Annotated in this window: 20 protein-coding genes, 3 tRNA genes and 1 other RNA gene; 16 read left to right on the top strand and 8 right to left on the bottom strand. The window is 39.9% G+C overall.

All coding sequences use genetic code 11. From position 1 onward, the window contains the following. From F968_RS14645 to F968_RS14630, 4 genes are all read right to left on the bottom strand, one after another. Positions 1-75 (bottom strand) — tRNA-Gln (locus F968_RS14645). Next, entirely contained in the window at positions 74-907 is an 834-nt protein-coding gene (gene ispE, locus F968_RS14640; RefSeq protein ID WP_004794198.1) for a 4-(cytidine 5'-diphospho)-2-C-methyl-D-erythritol kinase, read from the bottom strand. The genes F968_RS14645 and ispE overlap by 2 nt, the downstream gene beginning before the upstream one ends. A gap of 18 nt (positions 908-925) precedes the next feature. Next, complete coding sequence (lolB, locus tag F968_RS14635; RefSeq protein WP_004794197.1) at positions 926-1,504, bottom strand: lipoprotein insertase outer membrane protein LolB; 579 nt, start codon at positions 1,502-1,504, stop codon at positions 926-928. A gap of 4 nt (positions 1,505-1,508) precedes the next feature. Then, entirely contained in the window at positions 1,509-3,218 is a 1,710-nt protein-coding gene (locus tag F968_RS14630) for a tetratricopeptide repeat protein (protein ID WP_004794196.1), read from the bottom strand. Between the two features lie 88 nt (positions 3,219-3,306). Between F968_RS14630 and hemA the strand changes: the two genes are divergently transcribed. After that, on the top strand, positions 3,307-4,590 hold the full coding sequence (gene hemA / locus F968_RS14625; protein ID WP_004794195.1) for a glutamyl-tRNA reductase: 1,284 nt from the start codon (positions 3,307-3,309) through the stop codon (positions 4,588-4,590). Here hemA and F968_RS14620 read toward each other — a convergent pair. Both F968_RS14620 and F968_RS14615 read right to left on the bottom strand, forming a co-directional pair. Next, positions 4,587-6,461, bottom strand: coding sequence for a DNA primase (locus tag F968_RS14620; protein WP_004794194.1), 1,875 nt, complete (start codon positions 6,459-6,461; stop codon positions 4,587-4,589). The two genes, hemA and F968_RS14620, sit on opposite strands and share 4 nt — an antisense overlap. A 157-nt stretch (positions 6,462-6,618) precedes the next feature. After that, positions 6,619-7,782 (bottom strand): outer membrane protein assembly factor BamD, encoded by a 1,164-nt coding sequence (locus F968_RS14615; protein ID WP_004794193.1) that lies wholly within the window; start codon positions 7,780-7,782, stop codon positions 6,619-6,621. Positions 7,783-7,853: 71 nt separating this feature from the next. Between F968_RS14615 and rluD the strand changes: the two genes are divergently transcribed. The 3 genes from rluD (at position 7,854) to F968_RS14600 (ending at position 10,429) form a co-directional block, all read left to right on the top strand. Continuing rightward, the gene (rluD, locus tag F968_RS14610) at positions 7,854-8,906 is read left to right on the top strand and encodes a 23S rRNA pseudouridine(1911/1915/1917) synthase RluD (RefSeq protein WP_004794192.1); all 1,053 of its coding nucleotides are present in this window, start codon (positions 7,854-7,856) and stop codon (positions 8,904-8,906) included. Between the two features lie 10 nt (positions 8,907-8,916). Then, a complete protein-coding gene (pgeF, locus tag F968_RS14605) occupies positions 8,917-9,654 on the top strand; it encodes a peptidoglycan editing factor PgeF (RefSeq protein WP_004794191.1) in 738 nt (245 codons plus the stop codon). A gap of 223 nt (positions 9,655-9,877) precedes the next feature. After that, a complete protein-coding gene (locus tag F968_RS14600; protein ID WP_004794190.1) occupies positions 9,878-10,429 on the top strand; it encodes a flavodoxin family protein in 552 nt (183 codons plus the stop codon). 49 nt (positions 10,430-10,478) lie between these two features. Here F968_RS14600 and smpB read toward each other — a convergent pair whose 3' ends face one another. Continuing rightward, on the bottom strand, positions 10,479-10,955 hold the full coding sequence (gene smpB, locus F968_RS14595; protein ID WP_004641603.1) for an SsrA-binding protein SmpB: 477 nt from the start codon (positions 10,953-10,955) through the stop codon (positions 10,479-10,481). Positions 10,956-11,089: 134 nt separating this feature from the next. On the opposite strand from smpB, the gene coaD reads away from it, so the two are divergent. From coaD to F968_RS14575, 5 genes are all read left to right on the top strand, one after another. Continuing rightward, positions 11,090-11,581, top strand: a complete 492-nt coding sequence (coaD, locus tag F968_RS14590) for a pantetheine-phosphate adenylyltransferase (protein WP_004794188.1) — start codon at positions 11,090-11,092, stop codon at positions 11,579-11,581. A gap of 1 nt (position 11,582) precedes the next feature. After that, a complete protein-coding gene (locus tag F968_RS14585) occupies positions 11,583-11,846 on the top strand; it encodes a YfhL family 4Fe-4S dicluster ferredoxin (RefSeq protein WP_004794186.1) in 264 nt (87 codons plus the stop codon). A gap of 27 nt (positions 11,847-11,873) precedes the next feature. Beyond that, positions 11,874-12,229, top strand: an RNA gene (gene rnpB / locus F968_RS19460) — RNase P RNA component class A. Positions 12,230-12,292: 63 nt separating this feature from the next. Further along, positions 12,293-12,369, top strand: a tRNA-Met gene (locus F968_RS14580). A gap of 148 nt (positions 12,370-12,517) precedes the next feature. Continuing rightward, positions 12,518-13,702 carry a porin gene (locus tag F968_RS14575; protein WP_004794183.1) on the top strand — a complete coding sequence of 395 codons (1,185 nt, stop codon included), beginning with the start codon at positions 12,518-12,520 and terminating at the stop codon, positions 13,700-13,702. Between the two features lie 53 nt (positions 13,703-13,755). Here the strand turns inward: F968_RS14575 and F968_RS14570 are convergent, their stop codons facing one another. Beyond that, positions 13,756-14,736, bottom strand: coding sequence for a LysR family transcriptional regulator (locus F968_RS14570; RefSeq protein ID WP_004794182.1), 981 nt, complete (start codon positions 14,734-14,736; stop codon positions 13,756-13,758). Positions 14,737-14,839: 103 nt separating this feature from the next. On the opposite strand from F968_RS14570, the gene F968_RS14565 reads away from it, so the two are divergent. From F968_RS14565 to F968_RS14535, 7 genes are all read left to right on the top strand, one after another. After that, on the top strand, positions 14,840-15,952 hold the full coding sequence (locus tag F968_RS14565) for a tartrate dehydrogenase (protein WP_004794180.1): 1,113 nt from the start codon (positions 14,840-14,842) through the stop codon (positions 15,950-15,952). A gap of 20 nt (positions 15,953-15,972) precedes the next feature. After that, a complete protein-coding gene (locus tag F968_RS14560; RefSeq protein WP_081399556.1) occupies positions 15,973-17,625 on the top strand; it encodes a BCCT family carnitine transporter in 1,653 nt (550 codons plus the stop codon). An 11-nt stretch (positions 17,626-17,636) separates the two neighbouring features. Continuing rightward, positions 17,637-18,611 carry an alpha/beta hydrolase gene (locus F968_RS14555; RefSeq protein ID WP_004794177.1) on the top strand — a complete coding sequence of 325 codons (975 nt, stop codon included), beginning with the start codon at positions 17,637-17,639 and terminating at the stop codon, positions 18,609-18,611. 42 nt (positions 18,612-18,653) lie between these two features. Then, positions 18,654-19,769 carry a carnitine monooxygenase subunit alpha gene (gene cntA / locus F968_RS14550; protein ID WP_002120432.1) on the top strand — a complete coding sequence of 372 codons (1,116 nt, stop codon included), beginning with the start codon at positions 18,654-18,656 and terminating at the stop codon, positions 19,767-19,769. 63 nt (positions 19,770-19,832) lie between these two features. Further along, the gene (locus F968_RS14545; RefSeq protein ID WP_004794175.1) at positions 19,833-21,284 is read left to right on the top strand and encodes an NAD-dependent succinate-semialdehyde dehydrogenase; all 1,452 of its coding nucleotides are present in this window, start codon (positions 19,833-19,835) and stop codon (positions 21,282-21,284) included. A gap of 47 nt (positions 21,285-21,331) precedes the next feature. Continuing rightward, entirely contained in the window at positions 21,332-22,288 is a 957-nt protein-coding gene (gene cntB, locus F968_RS14540; protein ID WP_004794173.1) for a carnitine monooxygenase, reductase subunit CntB, read from the top strand. Positions 22,289-22,445: 157 nt separating this feature from the next. Next, positions 22,446-22,522, top strand: a tRNA-Met gene (locus tag F968_RS14535).

The raw sequence follows: 22,522 nt of genomic DNA, 5'->3' as shown, positions 1-22,522 counted from the left end.
TGGCAGGGGCGGCTGGATTCGAACCAACGGATGCCGAGATCAAAACCCGGTGCCTTACCACTTGGCGACGCCCCTAACGTGTAACCTTAAAATGATTAAGAGGAGATTCTTTTAAACTATTTACCAAGTAAGATTTACAAGGTGAATGGTTAAGAATTTCATCAATATTCATTTCATTCGTTACTTCAATAAAAACACAAGCACCTGTACCTGTAAGCTTTGCTTGACCAAACTGGTCTAAATATCGCATTGCTTCTTCTACTTCAGGGTATAACTGCCGAGCTAATGGCTCAAAGTTATTTCCAAAATTAGAAGGTTCTAACTGATAGGCGCAAAATTTAGTGGTCTTAGAGTCTCTTGTCAATGTTTTTTGTGAAAAAAGCAATTGAGTGCTGATAAAACAATCAGGTTTTAAAATAATGAACTGTTTTTGATCTAAGTCTATGAATGATAAATGTTCACCAATACCTTCAGCCCATGCATTTTTACCATAAATAAAAATAGGAACATCGGCACCAAGCTTAACGCCATAGTCCGCAAGTTGTTCTTGATTTAGTCCACATTCCCATAATTGATTTAACACAATCAGGGTTGTGGCAGCATTGGATGAACCTCCGCCCAGACCTGCACCCATTGGAATATTTTTTTCAATTTTGATGTGTAGACCGCAGAATTTTTTTGCATGCGTTCTTAGTATTTGAGCAGCCCGATAAATCAGGTTTTCTTCAGGTCTGACTTCATTCAATCCATCAATTTCGATTTGTTCATCCAAAGTCGGCGTAAATATCATCCAGTCATATAAATCAATAAGTTGGAAAATGGTTTGTAACTCATGATAACCATTTTCGCGTCGGCCTGTAATATGCAAAAACAGGTTGAGCTTAGCTGGAGAAGGAACTCGAATCATAGATTTATATAATTAGACTTAGCGGTTTTGGATGACCATTGTAATACGGTTTTCTTTATCTTCAGCAAGAGCTTGCTTTAAAACCAGTTTGTTTGGCAAAGTTTGTTCGCCATCATAGCTAAAATTAACTGTCCAGCCATCTTCAATCAGTTGGTTTACACGATTTTCGCTATCTTTACTGATCTGAGCACTTAAAGTTGCAGGTTTGGCCAAAATCCAACTCGTTAAATGAGTAATTGGTGCTTGCCAACCAGTTGCGCGCTCTAAAAGCTCTTCTGGAGAGGCAGCAGTAATTAATCCAGTTTTTGCACTATTTAACTTCACTTCACCGGGTTTACCCTGAATTTGAGTTTTTCCTACACCTAAAATACCGCTTAATTCAATATCAAAATTATCTTGTTGTTGAACCCAGGTGAAAAAAGCACTACCAGTTTGCTGTGGTGTGCGAACCCCGATTTTACCTTGTAAATTAAAGTGTTTTTCATCTTGAACTTGCTGGGTAACCGCAGGTTTTGGTTGAGTAAAATGCTGACAACCGGTTAGAAATAATACACTTGATCCACAGATCGCTGTGCACAGTTGGGCAAATTTGCTCATATATTTAACTCTTTTTTGCAGATGTAGGTAAAATTAACGCATCAAGCTGTTGTAATTGTGGATCATTGGCATGTTTTTGTTTCAGTTGTTGTAACACAGCGCTAAATTGAGTTAATGATCCTTGCATATACAATGCTTTAGCATAGCGAACGCCAATATTTATATTGTGACTAAGTTCATAAGCTTTGCCTAAAGCCTCTGCCGCGGCTTCATAATCATTCTGCAAAAATGCGATATAGCCCAGCGTATCAAGAATTGAGGCCTGTTCCGGCGCATATTCTAAAGCTTGCTCTGCATATTGACGTGCTTCTTTTAGCCGACGGTTTTGTAGGGCTAGTGTATAAGCATATGCATTGAGGTAAGTTGGACTGTTAGGTTCAAGTTGTAATAATTGCTTTAATGTTTTGTCGAGTTTATCTCGGTCAGTATATGGATCGAGTAGTAAAACTTCTGCGTAAATGAGTTCAGGATCATCGGGTAAATTCTTTATCGCTTCATCTAATAAATTTAATGCAGCTTTTTTATTGCCCATTTTCTTTAAGATTTCAGCTTGAGCTTGATATAAGAAACTTGCATGTTGGGGATAATTTACGCGTTCTTGCGTGAGAAATCGTAAAGCATCATGTAAATTTTCTTGTTTATCATATATTGCAATCAGATTGCGTCTGGAAACGACATATAAGCTGCCATCAACTAAACGATAGTAAGCTTTTGCAGTTTCATAATGTTGTTTGCGTTCTGCATTAATGGCTAAATAGTAATACGCTTCATTTTGATATTTTGCAGAGTTTCGTAGATCAACAAGATATTGTTCTGCTTTGTCATATTGCTTTAAATCGATACTGGTTAAGCCTGCAATAAACAATGCTTCTTCAGCTTTAGGATTAGCTTCTATAACGTTTTCGAGCTTTTCTAACGCAAGTTGAGATTGATTAATTTGAATGAGATAGCGGATTTCAGCTAAACGAATATCTAAATTTTTCTTATATTTACGGCTGGACTTTGCATACCATTTAAGCGCACCTTCTTGATCGCTAAGAGCAATGAGTAGGTTCGCTTTCATTAAAATAAAGCTCGTCACTTTAGGGCGTCGGCGTAATGCCTTGTTGATGTTGGTTAGAGCAGATTCCAATTGGCCATTTTGGGCTTCTAAGTTGGCGATGAGTGCTAAAATAGAAGGGTTATCTTTTTCAGCACTAGAGCGTAAAGCTGTTAATAGTACATCTCGATCTTGAGCATTTTCCGGAGCAATACTTGCTAAAATTTGTTCTAAATCAGCAGTCGGATCTATTTTTAAAATTTTATCTAATGTTTCAGCGGCAAGCTGGTATTCATGTGTTTTTAAAGCAATATGTGACAAATAGAATAAAGCAGGCACATCTTTGGGCTCTTGAGCTACCCAATGTGTAGCAATATTTAAAGCGGCTTGTAAGTCATTATATTCAAGAGCAACGTCTAAAGCTCGTTGTTTAATTGAGGTAGAGTTGCTTTTAATTGCGAGCACTGTGTAATTGTGCAAAGCGTTAGGAATATCATCATAAGCCAGAGCAAATTCAGCGACCATAGTTTGTTCTAAGGCCTGATCAAATGAATGCACGGCATAGGTCTCTTGCACAGGACGTGCATAGACATGCGAGGACATGCTACCTAACAATAAGAATGTGGTAGAATACTGTCTTATCGAAGCACCGTTAAAATTAATACGGCTATTCATTTGACGCAATTTTTATTGATCCAAAGTAATGCTTTTTATGACACCGATGTTGCACAATAGCATAAATTTAGCGAAATGATGATCTGATATGTCTTTCTTTGCATTGGGTGTCAACCATCAAACAGCTTCTGTCGAACTCCGCGAAAAAATTGCTTTCAATGCAGAGCGATTAAGTCGTTTGCTTGCCGAACAAAACCATCACCAGAACTTAAAGGATTTGGTGGTCGTCTCGACGTGTAACCGTACAGAAGTGTATGCCATGGCAGAAAATGCCGAAAGCCTGCTGAAATGGTTAGCCGATGCCAATAATATTGATGTACAGCACTTAATTCATCATGTTTATCGTTACGAGAACACGCAGGCAATTACACATTTAATGCGAGTAGCGAGTGGTCTTGACTCTCTCATGTTAGGTGAGCCGCAAATTTTAGGACAGGTTAAAAGTGCTTTAGCATTGTCTAAAGAAGCTCAAACGGTCTCTCCTGAATTAAACAGTGTTTTTGAATATGCTTTTTATGCTGCTAAACGTGTACGTTCCGAAACGGCAGTGGGTAGTCATGCCGTTTCGATGGGGTATGCCGTTGCACAATTAGCTTTACAAGTCTTTAGTAAGCCCGAAAAACTTACTGTAATGGTCGTTGCAGCAGGTGAAATGAATAGTTTGGTTGCTAAGCATCTGGCTGAAATGGGTGTTGCCAAAATTATTATTTGTAACCGTAGTCGTGAGCGTGCTGACCAATTGGCTCAAGAGATTTCACATCAAGTTGAAGTTGAAATTATTGATTTTTCAGCATTGGCTGAAAACTTATATCGTGCTGATGTTGTGTCGAGTTGTACTGGTAGTTTATATCAAGTTATTGCTTATCCAGATGTTAAGGCTGCATTAAAGAAACGTCGCTATCAACAAATGTTAATGGTTGATTTAGCCGTGCCTCGTGATATAGATCCTAAAGTTGAAGCGCTTGATGGGGTCTATTTGTATGGGGTTGATGATTTACAAAGTGTGATAGATGAAAATCTTGCTCAACGACGTCAGGCCGCTGTTGAAGCAGAAGTTATGGTTAATCAGTTAGCTACCCAGCTTATTACTCATCAAAAAGTTAAAGAGGCAGGTAGTACAATTCATGCTTACCGCCAACATAGTGAAGAAATTAGTCAACAAGAGCTTACGCACGCATTAGAGGCTTTGCATCATGGTGAAAATGCTGAACAAGTATTACAGCAATTCGCGCATCGTTTGACGCAAAAGCTTATGCATCCGACATCTATTTTGCTACGCGAAGCTGCCAAGGCAGAAAATCCTGATTATTTAGAATGGCTACAACAGCATTTACAGGATGTCTTTGATCATGAGCGTAAGCCAAAACATTAAGACAACAGCCTTAAACTAATTTGTTTTGTTAGTTCATTGAGTTGCTGTCTTAGATTTCTTGATTCAATCAGAGAAATCGGTGACTTAAGCTTTTGACGTAAATATCTTTCTTTTAAGCCTAACGCATATTCTTGAGCTAACTTGTCAGCCACTTCAGGTGCTTGAGTTAATGCCTGTATATTGGTTCTTTGCATAATATCTGCAATTTCATGGCAATAACTGCTGCATGCACCTAAAACATAATAAGTTGCTAGCTCTTGGTCATCAGGCAATTCATCAAATATACGGTTTAAAGTTGCTAATATTTTTGCCAATAACTCATCTTGGGGAATATAGGCACGTAATCCTTCAAAATGAATATAAAGGAATGGATGGTTCATCAAAATTGCGACAGCAAAGTCTTCATCTTTCGTTTGAATATTAAATGATAACGATGCATCGTGACTAACTTGTGGGGTAAAACGTTTACCTAGTCCGAGTTTTTCACGGAAAGATTGATTAAGTAAATAACGAAAAGAGCCCTGTTTGGGTAATAGTTCAGTTAGTTCCCTGAGTTCACCCATGACCAAGCTTTTGCCTTCAGGAGTGCTAATGTCGTGCTGACCTGTTAAATGGGCAAACACAAAATCAGACAAAAGAGGGGCCTGTTGTAATAGTTTCTGGAAATTTTCAAGCCCTTCACGACGGATAAGAGAGTCCGGATCGTGGTCATTTGGTAGAACAAAAAATTTGAGTTCACGGCCATCATTGAGAAGTGGTAAAGCAATTTCTAATGTTCTGCGTGCTGCTTTTTGACCCGCAGCATCACCGTCAAAAGCAATGGTAATTCGGCTATTTTGTTTAAATAAAATATTAAGATGTTCTGTATTACTTGCAGTCCCTAAAGTTGCAACAGCTCCTGTAATGCCATATTGCTGAAGCGCAATGACATCCATGTAGCCTTCAACCATTAACCAGTCGCTAGACTTAAGTTTTCTACCTTCATAAAGTCCGTAAAGTAGCTGATTCTTGTGAAAGACCTCTGAGTCAGGTGAGTTGATGTATTTAGGTTTGATTTCATCATTTAAGGCACGTCCACCAAAACCAACGACGCGGCCTTTAGGATCTCGAATCGGGAAAATGACACGGTCACGTAATAAGTCAAAATCACGCCCATTATCGCTTGAACGAATAAGTCCAAGTTGTTTTAAACCATCAATATCATACGGAAAAGCTTTTTCTAAGTGTTGCCAGTCTTCTGGTGCATAGCCCAAGCGCCAAAACTGAATAGTCTGATTAGTTAAGCCACGTTGTTTAAAGTAGTTTTTTGCCTTTTGACTATTAGGTAATTGGTGCTCATAGAACTGAGCAACATTTTCCAGTAAGTCATATAAATTACCTTCTTGAACTGGTTCATCAAAACTAAAAGGCTGCTCAAACTGAGCAAATGGGTCATCAAAAAATACAGGTTCAAGCGTGTTGTAGCTTTCATCAGTTGGTTGTTGCGGAGTTGGAGTTACAGGCTCCGCCGTATTTGCTTTAGCAACTGGTGGTTTCGTAACCTGACGGGTATAAGACAGCTTTTTATTTTCAGTATTATCTTTCGGTAGTTCGACTCCAGCGCTACTCGATAACTCCTTCATGACATCTATAAAATTTCGGTTATCGATGTCCATAAGAAAACGGATCGCGTTCCCGTTAGCCTGACAACCAAAGCAGTGATAATACTGCTTGTCGCGGTAGACATGGAACGATGGCGTTTTTTCTTGATGAAAAGGGCAACAGCCGGAATATGTACGTCCCGTCTTTTTCAGTTTCACACGTTGACCAATCAGATCGACAATATCTGTGCGATCTAAAATTTGATCAATCGTATGTTGTGGAATTGCCATAATTCAGATAACCGTATTAAAACTGATGAGAGAGTGAGTCAGAATATTCTGACATGATGAGGCAAGATCTACACAATAAATATTTTAATATTTTATAAAAACAAACAGGCAAGTGGTATCACTTGCCTGTTTATTGGTGCTTTTTAAAATTTGTAACTTATTGAGCAGCGTCGCTAGTACCTTGCGTTGCATCATCTGACTGAGTGTCAGTCGTTACATCTGTAGAGCTAACAGCTGGAGCAACAGTTGTATTTTCTGCTGGTTGTGGCTCAGGTTTATCTAATAAACCGAAGCTTAAACGATTTGTCCAACTACGCTCTGACTTTGGAGCTTCAACAGTTGTTTTTTCTGGTTCTTCAGTTTCTTCTTTATCTGAGTTACCAATTAAACCAAAACTTACGCGATTGAGGAAACCACGTTTTGGAGCTTCTGCTTCAGCTGTGCTTTCTGGCGTTGCAGCCGTAGATTCACGACCGAAAATACCCAGAGTCGCACGGTTAATCCAGTTACCTTCTTTACGAGCAGCACGCATGTTAACTGTGCCATCTTTTTTCACCAAGTTAGGGTAATTAAGCTTTAAAACTTCAATATATTGTTGTGAAGTCGCTTTATCACCTAATTGGTTATAGCTATATGCCAAAGTCGCTAATGCTTCTGGAACTTGAGGAGTTTGTGGATAGTGTTCAATTACCCATTGCGAACGTTCAGCAGCTGCGATCCAAGCTTTACGTTTAACGTTAAAACGTGCAGCAGTCATTTCATTTTCAGCAAGTTCTTGCCCGATGAACTTCATACGCTGAGCAGCATCAACAGAGTATTGGCTACTTGGGAAACGACGAATTAAATCAACAAAGTTCTGATAAGCAACTTTCAAATAACTCACATCACGATGAGATTGTTGCAGAGATGTATAGCGCATCAAACTGTCGTAGTTTTGCTCCATATTCGATACAGCACGAACATAGTAAGCATAATCTACATTTGGATGTTGAGGATTTAAACGAATAAAACGTTCTGCTAAGGCAATCGCACCTTCATAATCTTTTTGTTTAAATTTTGAATATAGAAGTTCAAGTTGTGCTTGTTGTGCGTATTGTCCAGTCGGATAATAAGTATCGATTGCTTCTAAAGACTTGGTCGCATCAAGATATTGACCACGGTCAAGCGACTTTTGGGCCTTTTCGAAGTAAGCTTGTTCACTAGATTGTGGGCCACTATCGACCACTTCTTTTTTACTTGGATTGCTGCTACAGCCCACAAATGCAGACGCTACACCTAAAGATAAGGCAAGCATCGTAATTTTATAACGTGGTAGCGACATAAAAACTCCTCTGTTATGTTGGGCAATGAGCTACAATTGCGCTATTAAACCACTTTTATCTCAATGATCAAATGACTTCAGCACAATCTTCAAACACAAACTTATCTGAAACCGACTTCAATTTACTTGAAGATTCTGAGGATGCAGATAACCATACTTCTGATACAACTGCAACACGTTTATCGTTGCAAGTTCAGTTAGATGAAACCTATCTGGGACAACGTATCGATCAGGTTGCGGCCTTGGTGTGGAATGAGTTTTCACGTGAAAAGCTTAAACAATGGTTGAAGGATGGCCATCTGTTGGTGAATGGTAACATTGTCAAGCCGAAGCACCGTTGTGAAGGGACAGAGCTGCTTACACTCGAAGTTGAGCTCGAAGCGCAGACCACAAGTCAACCTGAGAATATTCCACTTAATATTGTTTATGAAGATGACGACATTTTAGTCATTAATAAACCAGTAGGTATGGTAGTACATCCAGGGGCAGGCAATAGTTCTGGAACTTTAGTGAATGCCTTGCTTTATCACTTCCCAAAATTGTCGGAACTGTCTCGTGCGGGTTTAGTACATCGTATTGATAAAGATACAAGCGGTTTGTTAGTCGTTGCCAAGAGCCTTGAAGCACAATTTTCTTTAAGTAAACAGTTGGCAAATAAATCGGTTTACCGTGTATATGACCTAGTTGTTTATGGAAATATTATTGCTGGCGGTACTATTGATGAACCGATCAAACGTCATCCAGTTGACCGTGTGAAAATGGCGATTTTACCGGGCGGACGAGATGCTGTAACCCATTACAATGTAAAAGAACGCTTTAAAGATTTTACTCGTGTACAAGCTCGTCTTGAAACAGGTCGAACTCATCAGATTCGTGTGCATTTTAGTTATATCGGTTATGGACTGATCGGTGATCAGATTTATATGAACCGTGTACGTGTACCAGCAGGGGCATCTGAATTACTCATTGATACTTTGCGTGGTTTTAAACGTCAAGCATTACATGCAGCTAAATTGGGCTTAAAACATCCTCGTACTGGTGAAGAAATGCTATTTGAAGCGCCGTGGCCTGAAGATTTTACGCATTTAGTAGATGCGTTACGTTCAGAAAACGCTGCATATTAAGGACGCGTATATGGAATTTGTTCAAGGTTTACCTCAAGGCGTATATGTAGGACAGACACGTGTTCAACATCCTTTAGCATTAGCAACGGATCAACATGAGCTGTCTGGCTTTAATCTGGCTTTACATGTTAATGATGAGGCAAAACGTGTTCAGCAACATCGCATGATATTGCTAGATGATTTTGCTAAGTTCGGTGTTAAAAAAATGACATGGATGACTCAGACACATAGTACGATTTGCCATACAGTAAATGAACAAATTCCTTTTAAGGCTTTAATTGGTGATGGTTTGGTCACTCAAACCAAAGGCCATGCTTTAATGATGATGACTGCTGATTGCTTACCTATCGTGTTAGGTAACGCCGAAGGTACCGAAGTCGCAAACTTACATGCGGGTTGGCGTGGTTTAGCTGGTGGGATTGTTGAAAACACGATTGCTGCTATGCAAAATCCTCCAACTTGGGCATGGTTAGGAGCTGCAATTAGCCAACCTTGTTTTGAAATTGGGGCTGAAGTAAAAGCTGCTTTTTGTGATAAATATCCTGAGTTGGAAACAGCTTTTGTTGAAGGGGCGGCTCCAAATAAATTTCATGCAGATTTATATGCAATTGCACGTTTTATTTTGCAGAGTCTTGGTGTGAAGCAGGTTTTAGGCGGAGACCAATGTTCATATCAACAGAGCGATGAATATTTTTCTTATCGTCGTGATGCGAAGACTGGGCGTATGGCTACCTTTGTTTTTATGTAATTTATAAAAATCGCAATTCACTTTAAGAAAGTGCGGTTGTTATGATATCAATCTCTTATGTTATTTAGACGTTTAAATAATATAGGAGATTTTTTTATTTTTGGATTTTTAATATTGACTCAAATAAGCCGTTAAAAAGCTAATCTTTGATATTCACAGATCGTGGTTTAGCAAGTTTTAATAAAATGCTAAAATACAAAAAATCGCTCAAATTATTAAACTTATGTCTTTGCCTGAAAAACATCTCTCAATTGTCTACCACAGCCCTTATGGCCACACTGCAAAGGTAGCTTCTGCTATTGCTGCTGGAGCGGAAGTGATGGGCATTAAAGTACATGTGATGAATATTGAGCACATTGACTGGGATGTTTTAGACGCTTCACAGGGAATTATTTTTGGCTCGCCAACCTATATGGGCAGTGTAACTGCTGATTTTAAAAAGTTTATGGATAGCACATCCAAACGTTGGAAAAATCGGTTATGGCAAGGCAAGTTGGCTGCTGGTTTTGCAAATTCGGGTGGTTTAAGTGGTGATAAGCTTGCAGTTTTACAACAGCTAAATATTTTTGCTATGCAGCACGGCATGCTGTGGTCTGGTTTGCCTTTAATGACAACTGGTCATACTGAAACTGATTTAAACCGTTTATCAAGTTGTTTGGGCTTAATGACACAGTCAGATAATGCACCTGTTGAGATTACCCCGCCACAAGGTGATTTAGATACTGCTAAATGGTTTGGTGAATATATCGCTGGTCTTTTATATAGATTAAATTAAGTAAATCATGCGATATAAAAAAGCCTCTAAAAGAGGCTTTTTTACTAAATTACTTATGAAATATACGGGCTTTATCACGTTGCCAGTCACGGTCTTTTTCGGTTGCACGTTTGTCATGAAGCTGTTTACCCTTCACAAGTGCAATTTCCAGTTTGACTAAATGCCCTTTCCAATAACACGCTAAAGGAACGCATGAGTAGCCTTTCTGGTTAACTGCGCCCATTAGGTGTTCAAGCTGACGTCGGGAGAGCAATAGTTTACGGGTACGTGTTGCCTCAGGCACAACATGGGTCGAAGCCGATAATAAAGGCTGAATTTGTGAACCAAGTAAAAATGCTTCGCCATTTTTGAAAATGACATAACTTTCCGTCAAAGTCATACGCCCAGCACGTAAGGATTTTACTTCCCAACCTTGAAGTGACATGCCTGCTTCAAATTTTTCTTCGATAAAATAATCATGACGGGCACGTTTATTTTGTGCGATTGTTCCGCCATTATGTTTCTTTACTACTGTTGCTTTCGCCATAATTCAAACTTCCACAATTATGTCTATTGTGCCGTAAACTGATGCTAAGGTGAAGTTTTTCCTGCACATGAATATTTCGCCTCATGTATAACTTTTGCTAAAATAGATTCACAATACAATTAGAGTACTAGCGGATGTCTAAAACGCGTGTAATTTATCCTGGAACATTTGACCCCATCACGAATGGACACGTTGATTTAGTTACTAGAGCATCAAGAATGTTTGATGAGGTTGTAGTAGCGATTGCAATTGGACATCATAAAAATCCTTTGTTCAGTTTAGAAGAGAGAGTTGAACTTGCACAATCATCTTTAGGTCACCTCTCAAATGTTGAGTTTGTAGGCTTTGATGGTTTACTGGTTAATTTTTTTAAAGAACAAAAGGCAACAGCAGTACTTCGTGGTTTAAGAGCGGTTTCTGATTTTGAATATGAATTTCAATTGGCTAATATGAACCGTCAACTTGACCCACATTTTGAAGCGGTGTTTTTAACACCATCTGAGCAGTATTCATTTATTTCTTCGACATTGATTCGGGAAATTGCTCGTTTAAAAGGGGATGTAACCAAGTTTGTTCCGCAAGCTGTGGTTGAAGCCTTTGAACGTAAACATCAACAAGGTTGGTAACGTGTCGTTATATATCACCGATGAATGTATAAACTGTGATGTTTGTGAACCAGTTTGCCCCAATGAAGCAATTTTTATGGGTGAAGTGATTTATGAAATTCATCCAGATTTGTGTACTGAGTGCGTTGGTCATCATGACCAACCGCAATGTCAGTTGTTTTGTCCTGTAGATTGTATTCCTAAAGATCCACAGCATGAGGAAACAGAAGAACAGCTCTTCGACAAATATAAAAAATTAATTGCTCAAAAAAGCACGAGCAATTAGTAAATAAATTTGTTAATATGCGCCCCTGAGGTGAGCTGGATGGTCGCTGCTGTGGAGGTCTTCGTGACTGAAGCAGGGGAGGAAAGTCCGGGCTTCATAGGGCAGGGTGCCAGGTAACGCCTGGGCGGTGAAAGCCGACGGAAAGTGCAGCAGAGAGTAGACCGCCTCATTCGTGAGGTAAGGGTGAAAGGGTGCGGTAAGAGCGCACCGCGTGTCTGGTAACAGTTCACGGCATGGTAAACCCCACCAGAAGCAAGACCAAATAGGAATCCTGAGGTACGGCCCGTACTGGATTCGGGTAGGTCGCTTGAGCGTATGAGTGATTGTACGCCTAGAGGAATGACCATCCTCGACAGAACCCGGCTTATAGGCTCACTTCACCTAATTTATTTAAAATTTTTCTTGACGTGCATTAAAGAAACTAAGATAATGCGCGCACAGTTTTCGGCTATGTAGCTCAGTTGGTTAGAGCACCGCACTCATAATGCGGGGGTCACAAGTTCAAGTCTCGTCATAGCCACCATTTTATAGACCACGCTCCTGCGTGGTCTTTTTTTATGCTCGTTTTTTGATTAAACACAGTTTGTAAAGACCGACTTTATAGTTGTGGCATTGTTTGTCTACGTCAATTTCTTCATGTTCTTATAACACTTAACAAGGATGTTGAAGACATGAAAAGGTCATTATTATTTTTAGGGATTTTAAGTTTAACGGCGGGAGTTCAAGTTTCTGCAGCTGATTTGAGTTGGGGAGATCCAACTTTAGACTCGGGTCAATTTAAAATTTCTGGCGCGGTACGCTCCCGATATTTGCATAAAGATTATGTGGTTGATGCAAATGAAGGTTCTCAAAATGATGACTGGCGGCTAACCGATATTAAATTAGTGTTAGGTTATGAAAATCCAGATTGGATTGCAGGGGCGGATGCTCGTTGTTATCAATATGATCGCTTATGCGATGCAATTTTTCTAAAAAAAGCATGGGTAGGTTATAAGTTATCTGACCAGCAGAGAATCACGGCAGGTTTGCAACCCGTTGATTTTGGTTTTGGCGAATTTTGGGGAAGTAGTTATTACGAAACACTTTTAAATACAGTTGGTTTAGAAGATATCGATAATTTGGGTATCAAATATAAATTTGCAGATGATAAATATAATTTGACCTTAGGATTCTATCCAACTGATGGTGGAAATTATAAGGGAACTTCAAAAGACTCAAGCCGTTACAGTGGTAATTTTGTTGAAGCTGATGATTTGACCAATGGCACCAATATTGAAGAAAAGAATATGTGGATTGCGAGAGCATCTAGAAAATTTGAACTAGATAAGACTCAAAATTTTTCGACTGAGCTAGGTGGTTCAGTCTGGTACTCTGATTTAGAAAATAAAAGAACTGATGAAGATGGTCATCGTAAGTCATGGAACGTTTTTGCTCAAACGCAATATCAAGCATGGCAATGGATGTTCTTAGCTGGGAAGCAAGATATCACGAATGGCGATAATTTATTTCCAAATAGCTCAACCATCGGAGCTTTTGATTATCCATATCAAGTCGCCAATAAGGGTAAATATTTGGTCAATGAAATTAACTATACCTTTGCTCAGCCATTTCACAAACTTGAAAATATTAAACCTTATATCTCTCATAGCCGCTTCTTTAAAGACGAAAATGGTTATAAAGACTCTGAACGCTTAATTGCAGGGGTTTATTTTAATTACAAAGCCATTGGTATTCAGGGTGAATATATTATGAGTAAAAATGACCCAATGGTGGGAGGTGGAGCGAATGGTTTGGCACAAGGTAGTAGTAATGAATGGGATAAATTGTTTTATCTCTCAATTGGATATTATTTCTAAAATTTAAGAGCAATTTATTGCCCTAAGTGAATAGGCTTCACTTAGGGCTTTTTTTATAGAAAGACTTTTTCAGGGGGAGATTCACGTTTGACTGCGGGTGAAATGAGTTGTCCTCGACTTAAGTTTTGCACATGTTGCAATCGATTAAGCAATTCATTTTGAATGAACAAAATGCAAGTTTGTAATTTAGACGAGCTTTTGAGTCGTGATGGATAAACTGCCCAGACGTCTGCATCTTGCCAGTACTCAGGCAAAATATGCTGAAGTTGGCCAGTAATCAATTCGTCTGCAACATCCCAAATTGATCGGAAAATAATACCGTGGCCTTCTATGGCAAGCTGATGAATAATTTCGCCGTTATTAGAAACAAAGCGTGGTTTGACATGAACCGAGACATCTTCAGAAGTATGTCGAAATTTCCATAGCACAGATGATTGATCACGCTCACTAATCGTCAAACAATCATGTGTTTGCAAATCTTCAATGCTGTCTGGTACGCCGTGTTTAAGTAAATAACTCGGTGCTGCACATAAAATTCGAAAATTAGAAGCTAACTTCTTCGCAATCATGTTTGGAGCAATTTCATTACCAATTCTGATGTCTAAATCAATACTGTGTTGAATCAGGTCTTTAGTATTGTCGATGGTGTCAAAATGAATTTGAAGCTTTGGATAAAGCATCATTAATTTAGATAGAATTGGGGCGATATGCTTTCTGCCAAAACCAAAGCTACTAATAATATCCATACGACCTGTGGGTGTACTGAGCGGGTTATTAACCAATTCACAGACTTCATCAAATTCTTCAAGAATATTTGAAACTCTTTCAAGGATGAGTTTGCCATCTTCCGTTAGGCTGACATGACGCGTGCTGCGATGAAAGAGTTTGCAGCTTAACGTGTTTTCTAAAATATTAATTCGCTTGCTAATAAAAGCTGGCGATGTCCCGAGTTCCTCAGCAGATTCGACAAAACTTTTGAGTTTGGCGACTGTGCAAAAAACCTTTAAATCCGATAGGTTAGGTAGATTGTTCACGATCCGTGTCCATTGGAGTGATAGTTCCGTTATTGATCATTTTTGCTTAAAACATCATGTTTAAGCCATACAAGGATATTAGTCGAAGGTGTGAAGGAAGCTTATGGCAAAAAGATATAAAGTTGCCACGATTGCAGGCGATGGCATTGGTTTAGAAGTTCTACCAGAAGGCATTAAGGTTGTAAAGGCAGCAGCAGAGAAGCATGGCATTGAGCTTCAGTTAGATGCTTTCGATTGGGCAAGCTGCGATTACTACCTTGAGCACGGCAAAATGATGCCAGATGACTGGTTTGAAACTTTGCAAGGTTACGATGCGATCTATTTTGGCGCTGTAGGCTGGCCGGATAAAGTGCCCGACCATATTTCACTTTGGGGTTCGCTGCTCCAGTTCCGTCGTGGTTTTGACCAATATGTGAATTTACGTCCAGTGCGCTTAATGCCTGGTGTGAAATGTCCATTGGTAGGTAAAAAACCAGGTGACATCGATTTTTACGTGGTCCGTGAAAACAGTGAAGGTGAATATTCAGCCATAGGTGGTAAAGCTTTTGAAGGAACAGACCGCGAGTTTGTTTTACAAGAAGCCGTATTTACACGTCATGGTGTAGATCGCATTTTGCGTTATGCATTTGAGTTTGCAAATCAGCGTGAAGCGAAAAAAATTACAGCAGCGACCAAATCAAATGGTATTGCGGTCAGCATGCCGTATTGGGATGAACGCGTTGACGCGATGGCGAAACAATATCCACAAATTCAAGCTGATAAACAGCACGTTGATATTTTAGCAGCTCGTTTTGTTCTACAACCTGAGCGTTTTGATGTGGTTGTAGCATCAAATTTATTTGGCGACATCCTTTCTGATTTGGGTCCTGCTTGTACTGGAACCATTGGTTTGGCTGCTTCAGCCAACTTAAACCCTGAAAGAAAATTTCCATCATTGTTTGAACCTGTACATGGTTCAGCACCAGATATTTACAGTAAACAAATTGCCAATCCAATCGCTGCGATTTGGTCGGGTGCCATGATGTTCGAATTCTTTGGTGAAGAAGACGAACGCTGCATTCAAGCAGGTCAGGACATTATGCAGGCGATTGAGAATGTATTAATTAATGGACCAAAAACAGCTGATATTGGCGGTGAGGCAAAAACTTATGAGGTAGGAGATGCAATTGCATCGTGTGTAGCCCAAACTAAAATGGACGTGTTCGCTATGGAATAACGCCATCCAAAAATGGATGTATGGATATGGATAATCAAAACACAAAAATTTATACGGATAAAGTTCTTGCCGTAACCAGCTTACTGTTTGTATTTATTTCAGTTGCTGGTTTGGCAATTTATTCGCAAGAGTCGATCAAGATTGCTGCAACATGGATGCAGTGGACAACATCGATGTTTACAACACCAGTATTACTGTTTGCTTTTTTAGCCATTATTTTTACTTTTGGTCTAGCCTTTAGTAAATACGGCAAAATTAAACTGGGTGAGGGAAAGCCTCAATACAGCACGATGTCATGGATTTTTATGTTCATCTTGTCAGGTATTGGGTCTTCTACACTGTACTGGGGCTTCTTGGACTGGGCTTACTATTATCAAACTCCGGGTTTGAGTTTACCGCCTGAGTCAGCAGAAGCATTGAAATACAGTGTGGCTTACTCTTTTTTCCACTCAGGTTTAAGTGCATGGGCAATTTATGCTTTGGCATCAATTTCTTTATGCTATAGCTACCATGTGAGAAAAAACAAAGGTTTAAGTCTAGCTTCTGTGATTGAGGCAGTGACGGGTTTTAAATCAACAGGTGTGGTTGGACGTTTAGTCGACCTCATGTTCTTGCTTTGCATGTTTGGTGCTCTGACGATTTCGTTGGTACTCACCGCCGTGACATTTACCAATATTTTGTCTCAACTCACAGGTATCCCAAATACCTTTATGACCAAGGTTATCATTATTTTGGGTGTCTCGGTTGTATTTGCACTTAGCTCTTACGTGGGTATGGATAAAGGTATGCAGCGTTTAAGCCATTTGGTGTGCTTGGGCGTGGTGTTATTTGCAATTTATGTACTTTGCTTTGGTCCAACGCAATTCATTTTGAATAATTCATTAATGAGTTTTGGATTAATGGCAACCAACTTCGTTGATATGAGCCTGTTTACCGACCCAATGGGTGATGGCAAGTTTACTCGTGAATGGACTGTATTTTATTGGTTATGGTGGATTTCATATGCACCGGGTGTGGCACTGTTCGTAACGCGTGTTTCGAAAGGCCGTACCATTAAAGAAGTGATCTTTGCCATGGTGATTGGCGGTAGTGTCGGTCTTTGGTTCATCTTCGGTGTATTTGAAAACTACAGTGTTTATAGCTTTATTCATGGGGCTGTAAATGTACCGCAAATCTTAAGCCAACAAGGTGGTGAGGTTGCGATTGGTCAATTACTCAGCCTGTTACCTGCTGGAAAGCTGATGATGTGGATTTTCCTCGGCATTATGGTGGTGTTCTTGGCAGCACACATGGATGCAGTAGGCTATGCGGTTTCAGCAACATGTACACGTGGTTTAAGTGAAGGACAAGATCCATCGCCAAATGCACGTCTGTTCTGGTGTGTCATGCTGACTTTAGTTCCAATTGCCATGATCTTTAGTAAAGCACCTTTGGACACCATGAAAACGGCAACCATTGTGACGGCTTTACCATTCATCGTGATTATTCTGATTCAAACCTATGGCTTAGTGAAATGGCTGATTCAGGATTATGCCAAAGTCCCATCGCATTTAATTGAACAACAAGGTTATGATGAGCAAGAAATTGGTTTAAACCAGTCTCAAGATGAACATGCAAAACGGATGCAGCTTGAGCTTGCAAGCTCAATCAAACTGGACAGAAAAACCAGCTAGAGGGAACGGTAATGACTACACATGAACAAACCACTTATGCCTTAAGTGAAGAAATGCAAAGCCTTGTGTATTGGAGCAGCATTTATTCACCAGCAGATGCAGATATTGACTCAGTCCGTGCGGCCTATGACGCGATGTGTCGACACTACACTTTGCCACGTGATGGCAAGATTGAAGTAGAAGATCGCTTTGTTGCCAATAAAGAGCATCAAGTTCCTGTTCGTGTGTATTTACCAAAAACTGATCGACCTGAGTCAGGTTGGCCGTGTGTGTTGTATTTACATGGCGGCGGTTGGATGGTTGGTGGACTCGATTCACATGAGTTTATTACCAGCTATTTGTGTCAGGACTTAAATGCAATTGTCATTGGTGTGGATTACCGCATGGCACCAGAGCATCGCTTTCCAGCAGCTTTTGAAGATTGTTTAGCAGTCTATCAATGGCTTAAACAACATGGTTCTGACTGGCAGATTGATAGCGGAAATATCGTTCTAGCAGGCGATAGTGCTGGCGGTAATTTAGCAGCAGCCCTTGCAGTGCATCTACAGCATAGTGGTATGCAAGCTCAAGGACTGGCTTTGGTTTATCCGTGTTTAACTACAGCGCTTGATACACTAGCCGCACAAAAGCATGCCCATGCGCCGTTATTAACAACTGAAGATATGCATTTTTATTTAAAGGAATATGCACCTAACTCACAAGATTGGCAGGATTTGCGCCTAGTGCCTTTATTGGCAACGGATTTTTCAGATATACCTGCCAGTTTTGTAGCCGTTGCAGAATACGACCCTTTAAGTGATGACGGTTATTTCCTTACCCAAAAATTGGAACAAGCAGGTATCCCTAACAAGTTCCATTTAGGCAAAGGTTTATTACATGGCAGTTTACGTCTCATGCGTGACTGCCCAGAAGTTCAACAGTTATATCAAAACATGCTGATTGCGATACGTCACATGTTTGGCAGTGTCGAAAAGACATCAATTTAATATCGAGTCATTTGGACGAAAAGAATTTAATGGAGTAAGAACATGAGTGCAGTTGAAAAATTACCTGAAGATTTTTGTGCAAACCCAGATGTTGCATGGACTTTCCCTAAAGTTTTTTATACTTCATCGCAAGTTTTTGAGCATGAGAAAGAAGCAATCTTTGCTAAAAGCTGGATTTGTGTTGCACATGGCAGTGAATTGGCACAACCGAATGACTATATTACCCGTAAAGTAATTGGCGAAAATATTGTCATCATTCGTGGTAAAGATAGTGTTTTACGAGCTTTTTATAATGTATGTCCGCACCGTGGTCACGAGCTTTTAAGTGGCAGTGGTAAAGCAAAAAATGTAATTACTTGTCCATACCATGCTTGGACTTTTAAGCTAGACGGTAGCTTGGCTTTGGCGCGTAACTGTGACCATGTTGAATCTTTTGACAAAGAAAACTCAAGCATGGTGCCTTTAAAAGTTGAGGAATATGCAGGATTTGTTTTCATTAATATGGATGAAAATGCGACATGCGTAGAAGACCAACTTCCTGAATTTGCTGAGCGTTTAAATCAAGCATGTAGTGTAATTAAAGATTTAAAATTGGCAGCACGCTTTGTGACAGAAACTCCAGCAAACTGGAAAGTTATTGTCGATAACTACTTAGAATGTTATCACTGTGGGCCTGCACATCCGGGCTTTGCTGACTCAGTACAAGTCGATAAATATTGGCACACCACACATCAAAACTGGACACTACAATATGGCTTTGCGCGTTCATCTGAGAAGTCATTTAAGCTTGATCCATCAGTAACAGATCCTGAGTTTCATGGATTCTGGACTTGGCCTTGTACCATGTTCAACGTACCGCCAGGCAGTAATTTCATGACGGTAATCTATGAGTTTCCAGTAGATGCAGAAACGACTTTGCAGCATTACGATATTTACTTCACGAACGAAGAACTCACTCAAGATCAGAAAGACTTAATTGAGTGGTATCGTAATGTATTCCGTCCTGAAGATTTGAACTTAGTGGAAAGTGTGCAACGCGGTTTGAAATCACGTGGTTATCGTGGACAAGGCCGTATTATGACTGACAAGCAACGCTCAGGAATTAGTGAACATGGTATTGCTTACTTCCAACATTTAGTGGCGCAGCATCACAAGTAAAACAAATGGATTTATTCAGGTGTAAAGATGACTTGCACCTGATTCTTCAGTTAGGAAGATAATATGTCGAGTTTACAAAGCACTGAATTATTTCAGCAACAAGCCTATATTAACGGGCAATGGCTAGCTGCACAGTCAAATGCAACGGTTCCGGTAAGTAACCCAGCAACAGGCGAAGAAATTGGCACAATTCCAAATATGGGAGCGGCCGAGGCTACACAAGCGGTTGAAGCTGCTTATACTGCTTTGCAAAGCTGGAAAGCTTTGACCGCTCAAAACCGTGCAGATATTTTATTAGCTTGGTACAAACTGGTTCTCGATCATACCGATGAACTTGCTTTAATCATGACTATTGAACAAGGCAAACCTTTGTCAGAAGCGAAAGGTGAGGTGCGTTATGCTGCGTCATTTATTCAATGGTTTGCCGAAGAAGGTAAGCGTATTTATGGTGATGTGATTCCAACCGTAAATAACCAGCAGCGTTTTATTATTAGTAAAGAACCTGTGGGTGTCGTGGCTGCTATTACGCCGTGGAATTTCCCAATTGCCATGATTACTCGTAAAGCGGCACCAGCTTTAGCAGCTGGATGTACGGTCGTGATTAAGCCAGCGAATGAAACGCCTTATTGTGCTTTAGCGATTGCGAAGCTTGCAGAAAAAGCTGGTATTCCGGCTGGTGTGATTAATGTCGTGACTGGTAAATCACAAGAAATTGGTTTGGTATTTACTTCACATGAAAAAGTGAAAAAATTGACCTTTACTGGCTCAACGCCAGTGGGACGCTTACTGATGCAGCAGTGTTCAAGCACCATTAAAAAATTGGCGCTTGAGTTAGGTGGTAATGCACCTCTGATTGTATTTGATGATGCAGATTTAGATAAAGCTGTACAAGGCGCGATTTTTGCTAAGTTCCGTAATGCGGGCCAAACTTGCGTTTGTGCTAACCGTATTTATGTACATGACAATATTTATCAAGCTTTTGCTGAGAAGTTTGTTCAAGAAGTACAAAAGTTTAAAGTCGGTAATGGCCTTGAGGATGGCGTGCAAATTGGCCCATTAATTAATGAAAAAGCAGTTTTGAAAGCACAGCAATTGATTGATGAGGCAGTCAGTAAAGGAGCTAAAATTGCTTGTGGCGGTAAACAACATGCTTTAGGTCAAACCTTCTATGAGCCATCGGTTTTAACTAACGTTGACCGTACGATGGAAATTGTCCAAGAAGAAATTTTTGGTCCAGTTGCGCCGCTCATTCGCTTTACAGATGAAGCTGATGTTGTTGCTCAGGCCAATGACACCATTTTTGGTTTGGCAGCGTATGTTTATAGCGAAAATATTTCACGTTTATGGCGAGTGTCAGAACAGCTTGAATATGGAATGGTCGGTATGAATGCCACAGCAATTTCAAATGAAGTTGTACCATTTGGTGGCGTGAAGCAATCAGGTGTTGGGCGTGAAGGCTCAAAGTATGGTCTTGAAGAGTTCATGACTATTAAATACATGTGTTTAGGGCTTTAAGGATAAGCCCTAACAACAAGAATATGCGGTAAAAGAAGGATTCTAATATGGCTAGTCATTATAAAATGTTCCCAGCGGTTGTTACTCATGTGGAACAGCTAACCCCTTTAATCAAACGGTTTACGTTCAAACGTCAAGATGGGCAGAACTTTCCTCGATTTAGTGGGGGAAGCCATATTATTGTCAAAATGAATGAACAGCTTTCAAATGCGTATTCATTGATGAGTTGTACACAAGATTTATCGACTTACCAAGTCTGTGTTCGTAAGGATGTGGAAGGTAAGGGTGGTTCGATTTTCATGCATGATCAATGTAATGAAGGCTGTGAAATTCAGATTTCAGAACCAAAAAATTTATTTCCATTAGCTGAAACAGGCAATAAACATATTTTAATTGCAGGTGGTATTGGCATTACACCATTCTTGCCACAAATGGATGAGCTTGCAGCACGTGGTGCTGAGTTTGAGCTACATTATGCCTACCGTTCACCTGAACACGCGGCTTTGTTAGATGAGCTTAAGCAGAAACATACGGAGCATGTATTTAGCTATGTTGACTCAGAAGGTTGCGCATTAAATTTGGATGAACTGATTTCATCACAACCTAAAGGTACACATGTCTATGTCTGTGGGCCGAAACCTATGATTGATGCTGTGATTGATTGCTGTAATAAGCATCGTTATCGCGATGAATATATCCACTGGGAACAATTTGCTTCAACAGTTCCAGAAGATGGTGAAGCGTTTACAGTGGTACTTGCTAAGTCTAATCAGGAAATTGAAGTACAAAGTAACCAGACCATTTTACAAGCCATCGAAACATTAAATATTGATGTGGAATGTTTATGTCGCGAAGGGGTTTGCGGTACATGTGAAACTGCTATTTTAGAAGGTGAAGCAGAGCACTTCGATCAATACTTAAGTGATGCAGAAAAGGCTTCACAAAAGAGCATGATGATTTGTGTATCAAGATCAAAAGGAAAAAAACTAGTATTAGATCTCTAATATATTTCTTTGGTTGATCAATTGTTTAAAGTACAAATTTGCTAAAAAATGAACAAATAATGATGATCTGAATCTTATTTGTTCATTTGATGGAATTTAGTGGTTTTGAACTCTTGACCTGCTATACAGAACTATAGATAATGCGCACACAGTTTACGGCTATGTAGCTCAGTTGGTTAGAGCACCGCACTCATAATGCGGGGGTCACAAGTTCAAGTCTCGTCATAGCCACCA

Source organism: Acinetobacter sp. NIPH 817 (genome assembly GCF_000368405.1).
Lineage (GTDB): Bacteria > Pseudomonadota > Gammaproteobacteria > Pseudomonadales > Moraxellaceae > Acinetobacter.
Note: the sequence above shows the minus strand (reverse complement) of the source record. Positions and strands in the feature narration are given on the sequence as shown.

What these genes read in the sequence shown, in the direction of transcription:
- ispE (WP_004794198.1), bottom strand. Translation starts at nt 907, where the DNA reads ATGATTCGAGTTCCTTCTCCAGCTAAGCTCAACCTGTTTTTGCATATT.
- lolB (WP_004794197.1), bottom strand. Translation starts at nt 1,504, where the DNA reads ATGAGCAAATTTGCCCAACTGTGCACAGCGATCTGTGGATCAAGTGTA.
- F968_RS14630 (WP_004794196.1), bottom strand. Translation starts at nt 3,218, where the DNA reads ATGAATAGCCGTATTAATTTTAACGGTGCTTCGATAAGACAGTATTCT.
- hemA (WP_004794195.1), top strand. Translation starts at nt 3,307, where the DNA reads ATGTCTTTCTTTGCATTGGGTGTCAACCATCAAACAGCTTCTGTCGAA.
- F968_RS14620 (WP_004794194.1), bottom strand. Translation starts at nt 6,461, where the DNA reads ATGGCAATTCCACAACATACGATTGATCAAATTTTAGATCGCACAGAT.
- F968_RS14615 (WP_004794193.1), bottom strand. Translation starts at nt 7,782, where the DNA reads ATGTCGCTACCACGTTATAAAATTACGATGCTTGCCTTATCTTTAGGT.
- rluD (WP_004794192.1), top strand. Translation starts at nt 7,854, where the DNA reads ATGACTTCAGCACAATCTTCAAACACAAACTTATCTGAAACCGACTTC.
- pgeF (WP_004794191.1), top strand. Translation starts at nt 8,917, where the DNA reads ATGGAATTTGTTCAAGGTTTACCTCAAGGCGTATATGTAGGACAGACA.
- F968_RS14600 (WP_004794190.1), top strand. Translation starts at nt 9,878, where the DNA reads ATGTCTTTGCCTGAAAAACATCTCTCAATTGTCTACCACAGCCCTTAT.
- smpB (WP_004641603.1), bottom strand. Translation starts at nt 10,955, where the DNA reads ATGGCGAAAGCAACAGTAGTAAAGAAACATAATGGCGGAACAATCGCA.
- coaD (WP_004794188.1), top strand. Translation starts at nt 11,090, where the DNA reads ATGTCTAAAACGCGTGTAATTTATCCTGGAACATTTGACCCCATCACG.
- F968_RS14575 (WP_004794183.1), top strand. Translation starts at nt 12,518, where the DNA reads ATGAAAAGGTCATTATTATTTTTAGGGATTTTAAGTTTAACGGCGGGA.
- F968_RS14565 (WP_004794180.1), top strand. Translation starts at nt 14,840, where the DNA reads ATGGCAAAAAGATATAAAGTTGCCACGATTGCAGGCGATGGCATTGGT.
- F968_RS14560 (WP_081399556.1), top strand. Translation starts at nt 15,973, where the DNA reads ATGGATATGGATAATCAAAACACAAAAATTTATACGGATAAAGTTCTT.
- F968_RS14555 (WP_004794177.1), top strand. Translation starts at nt 17,637, where the DNA reads ATGACTACACATGAACAAACCACTTATGCCTTAAGTGAAGAAATGCAA.
- cntA (WP_002120432.1), top strand. Translation starts at nt 18,654, where the DNA reads ATGAGTGCAGTTGAAAAATTACCTGAAGATTTTTGTGCAAACCCAGAT.
- F968_RS14545 (WP_004794175.1), top strand. Translation starts at nt 19,833, where the DNA reads ATGTCGAGTTTACAAAGCACTGAATTATTTCAGCAACAAGCCTATATT.
- cntB (WP_004794173.1), top strand. Translation starts at nt 21,332, where the DNA reads ATGGCTAGTCATTATAAAATGTTCCCAGCGGTTGTTACTCATGTGGAA.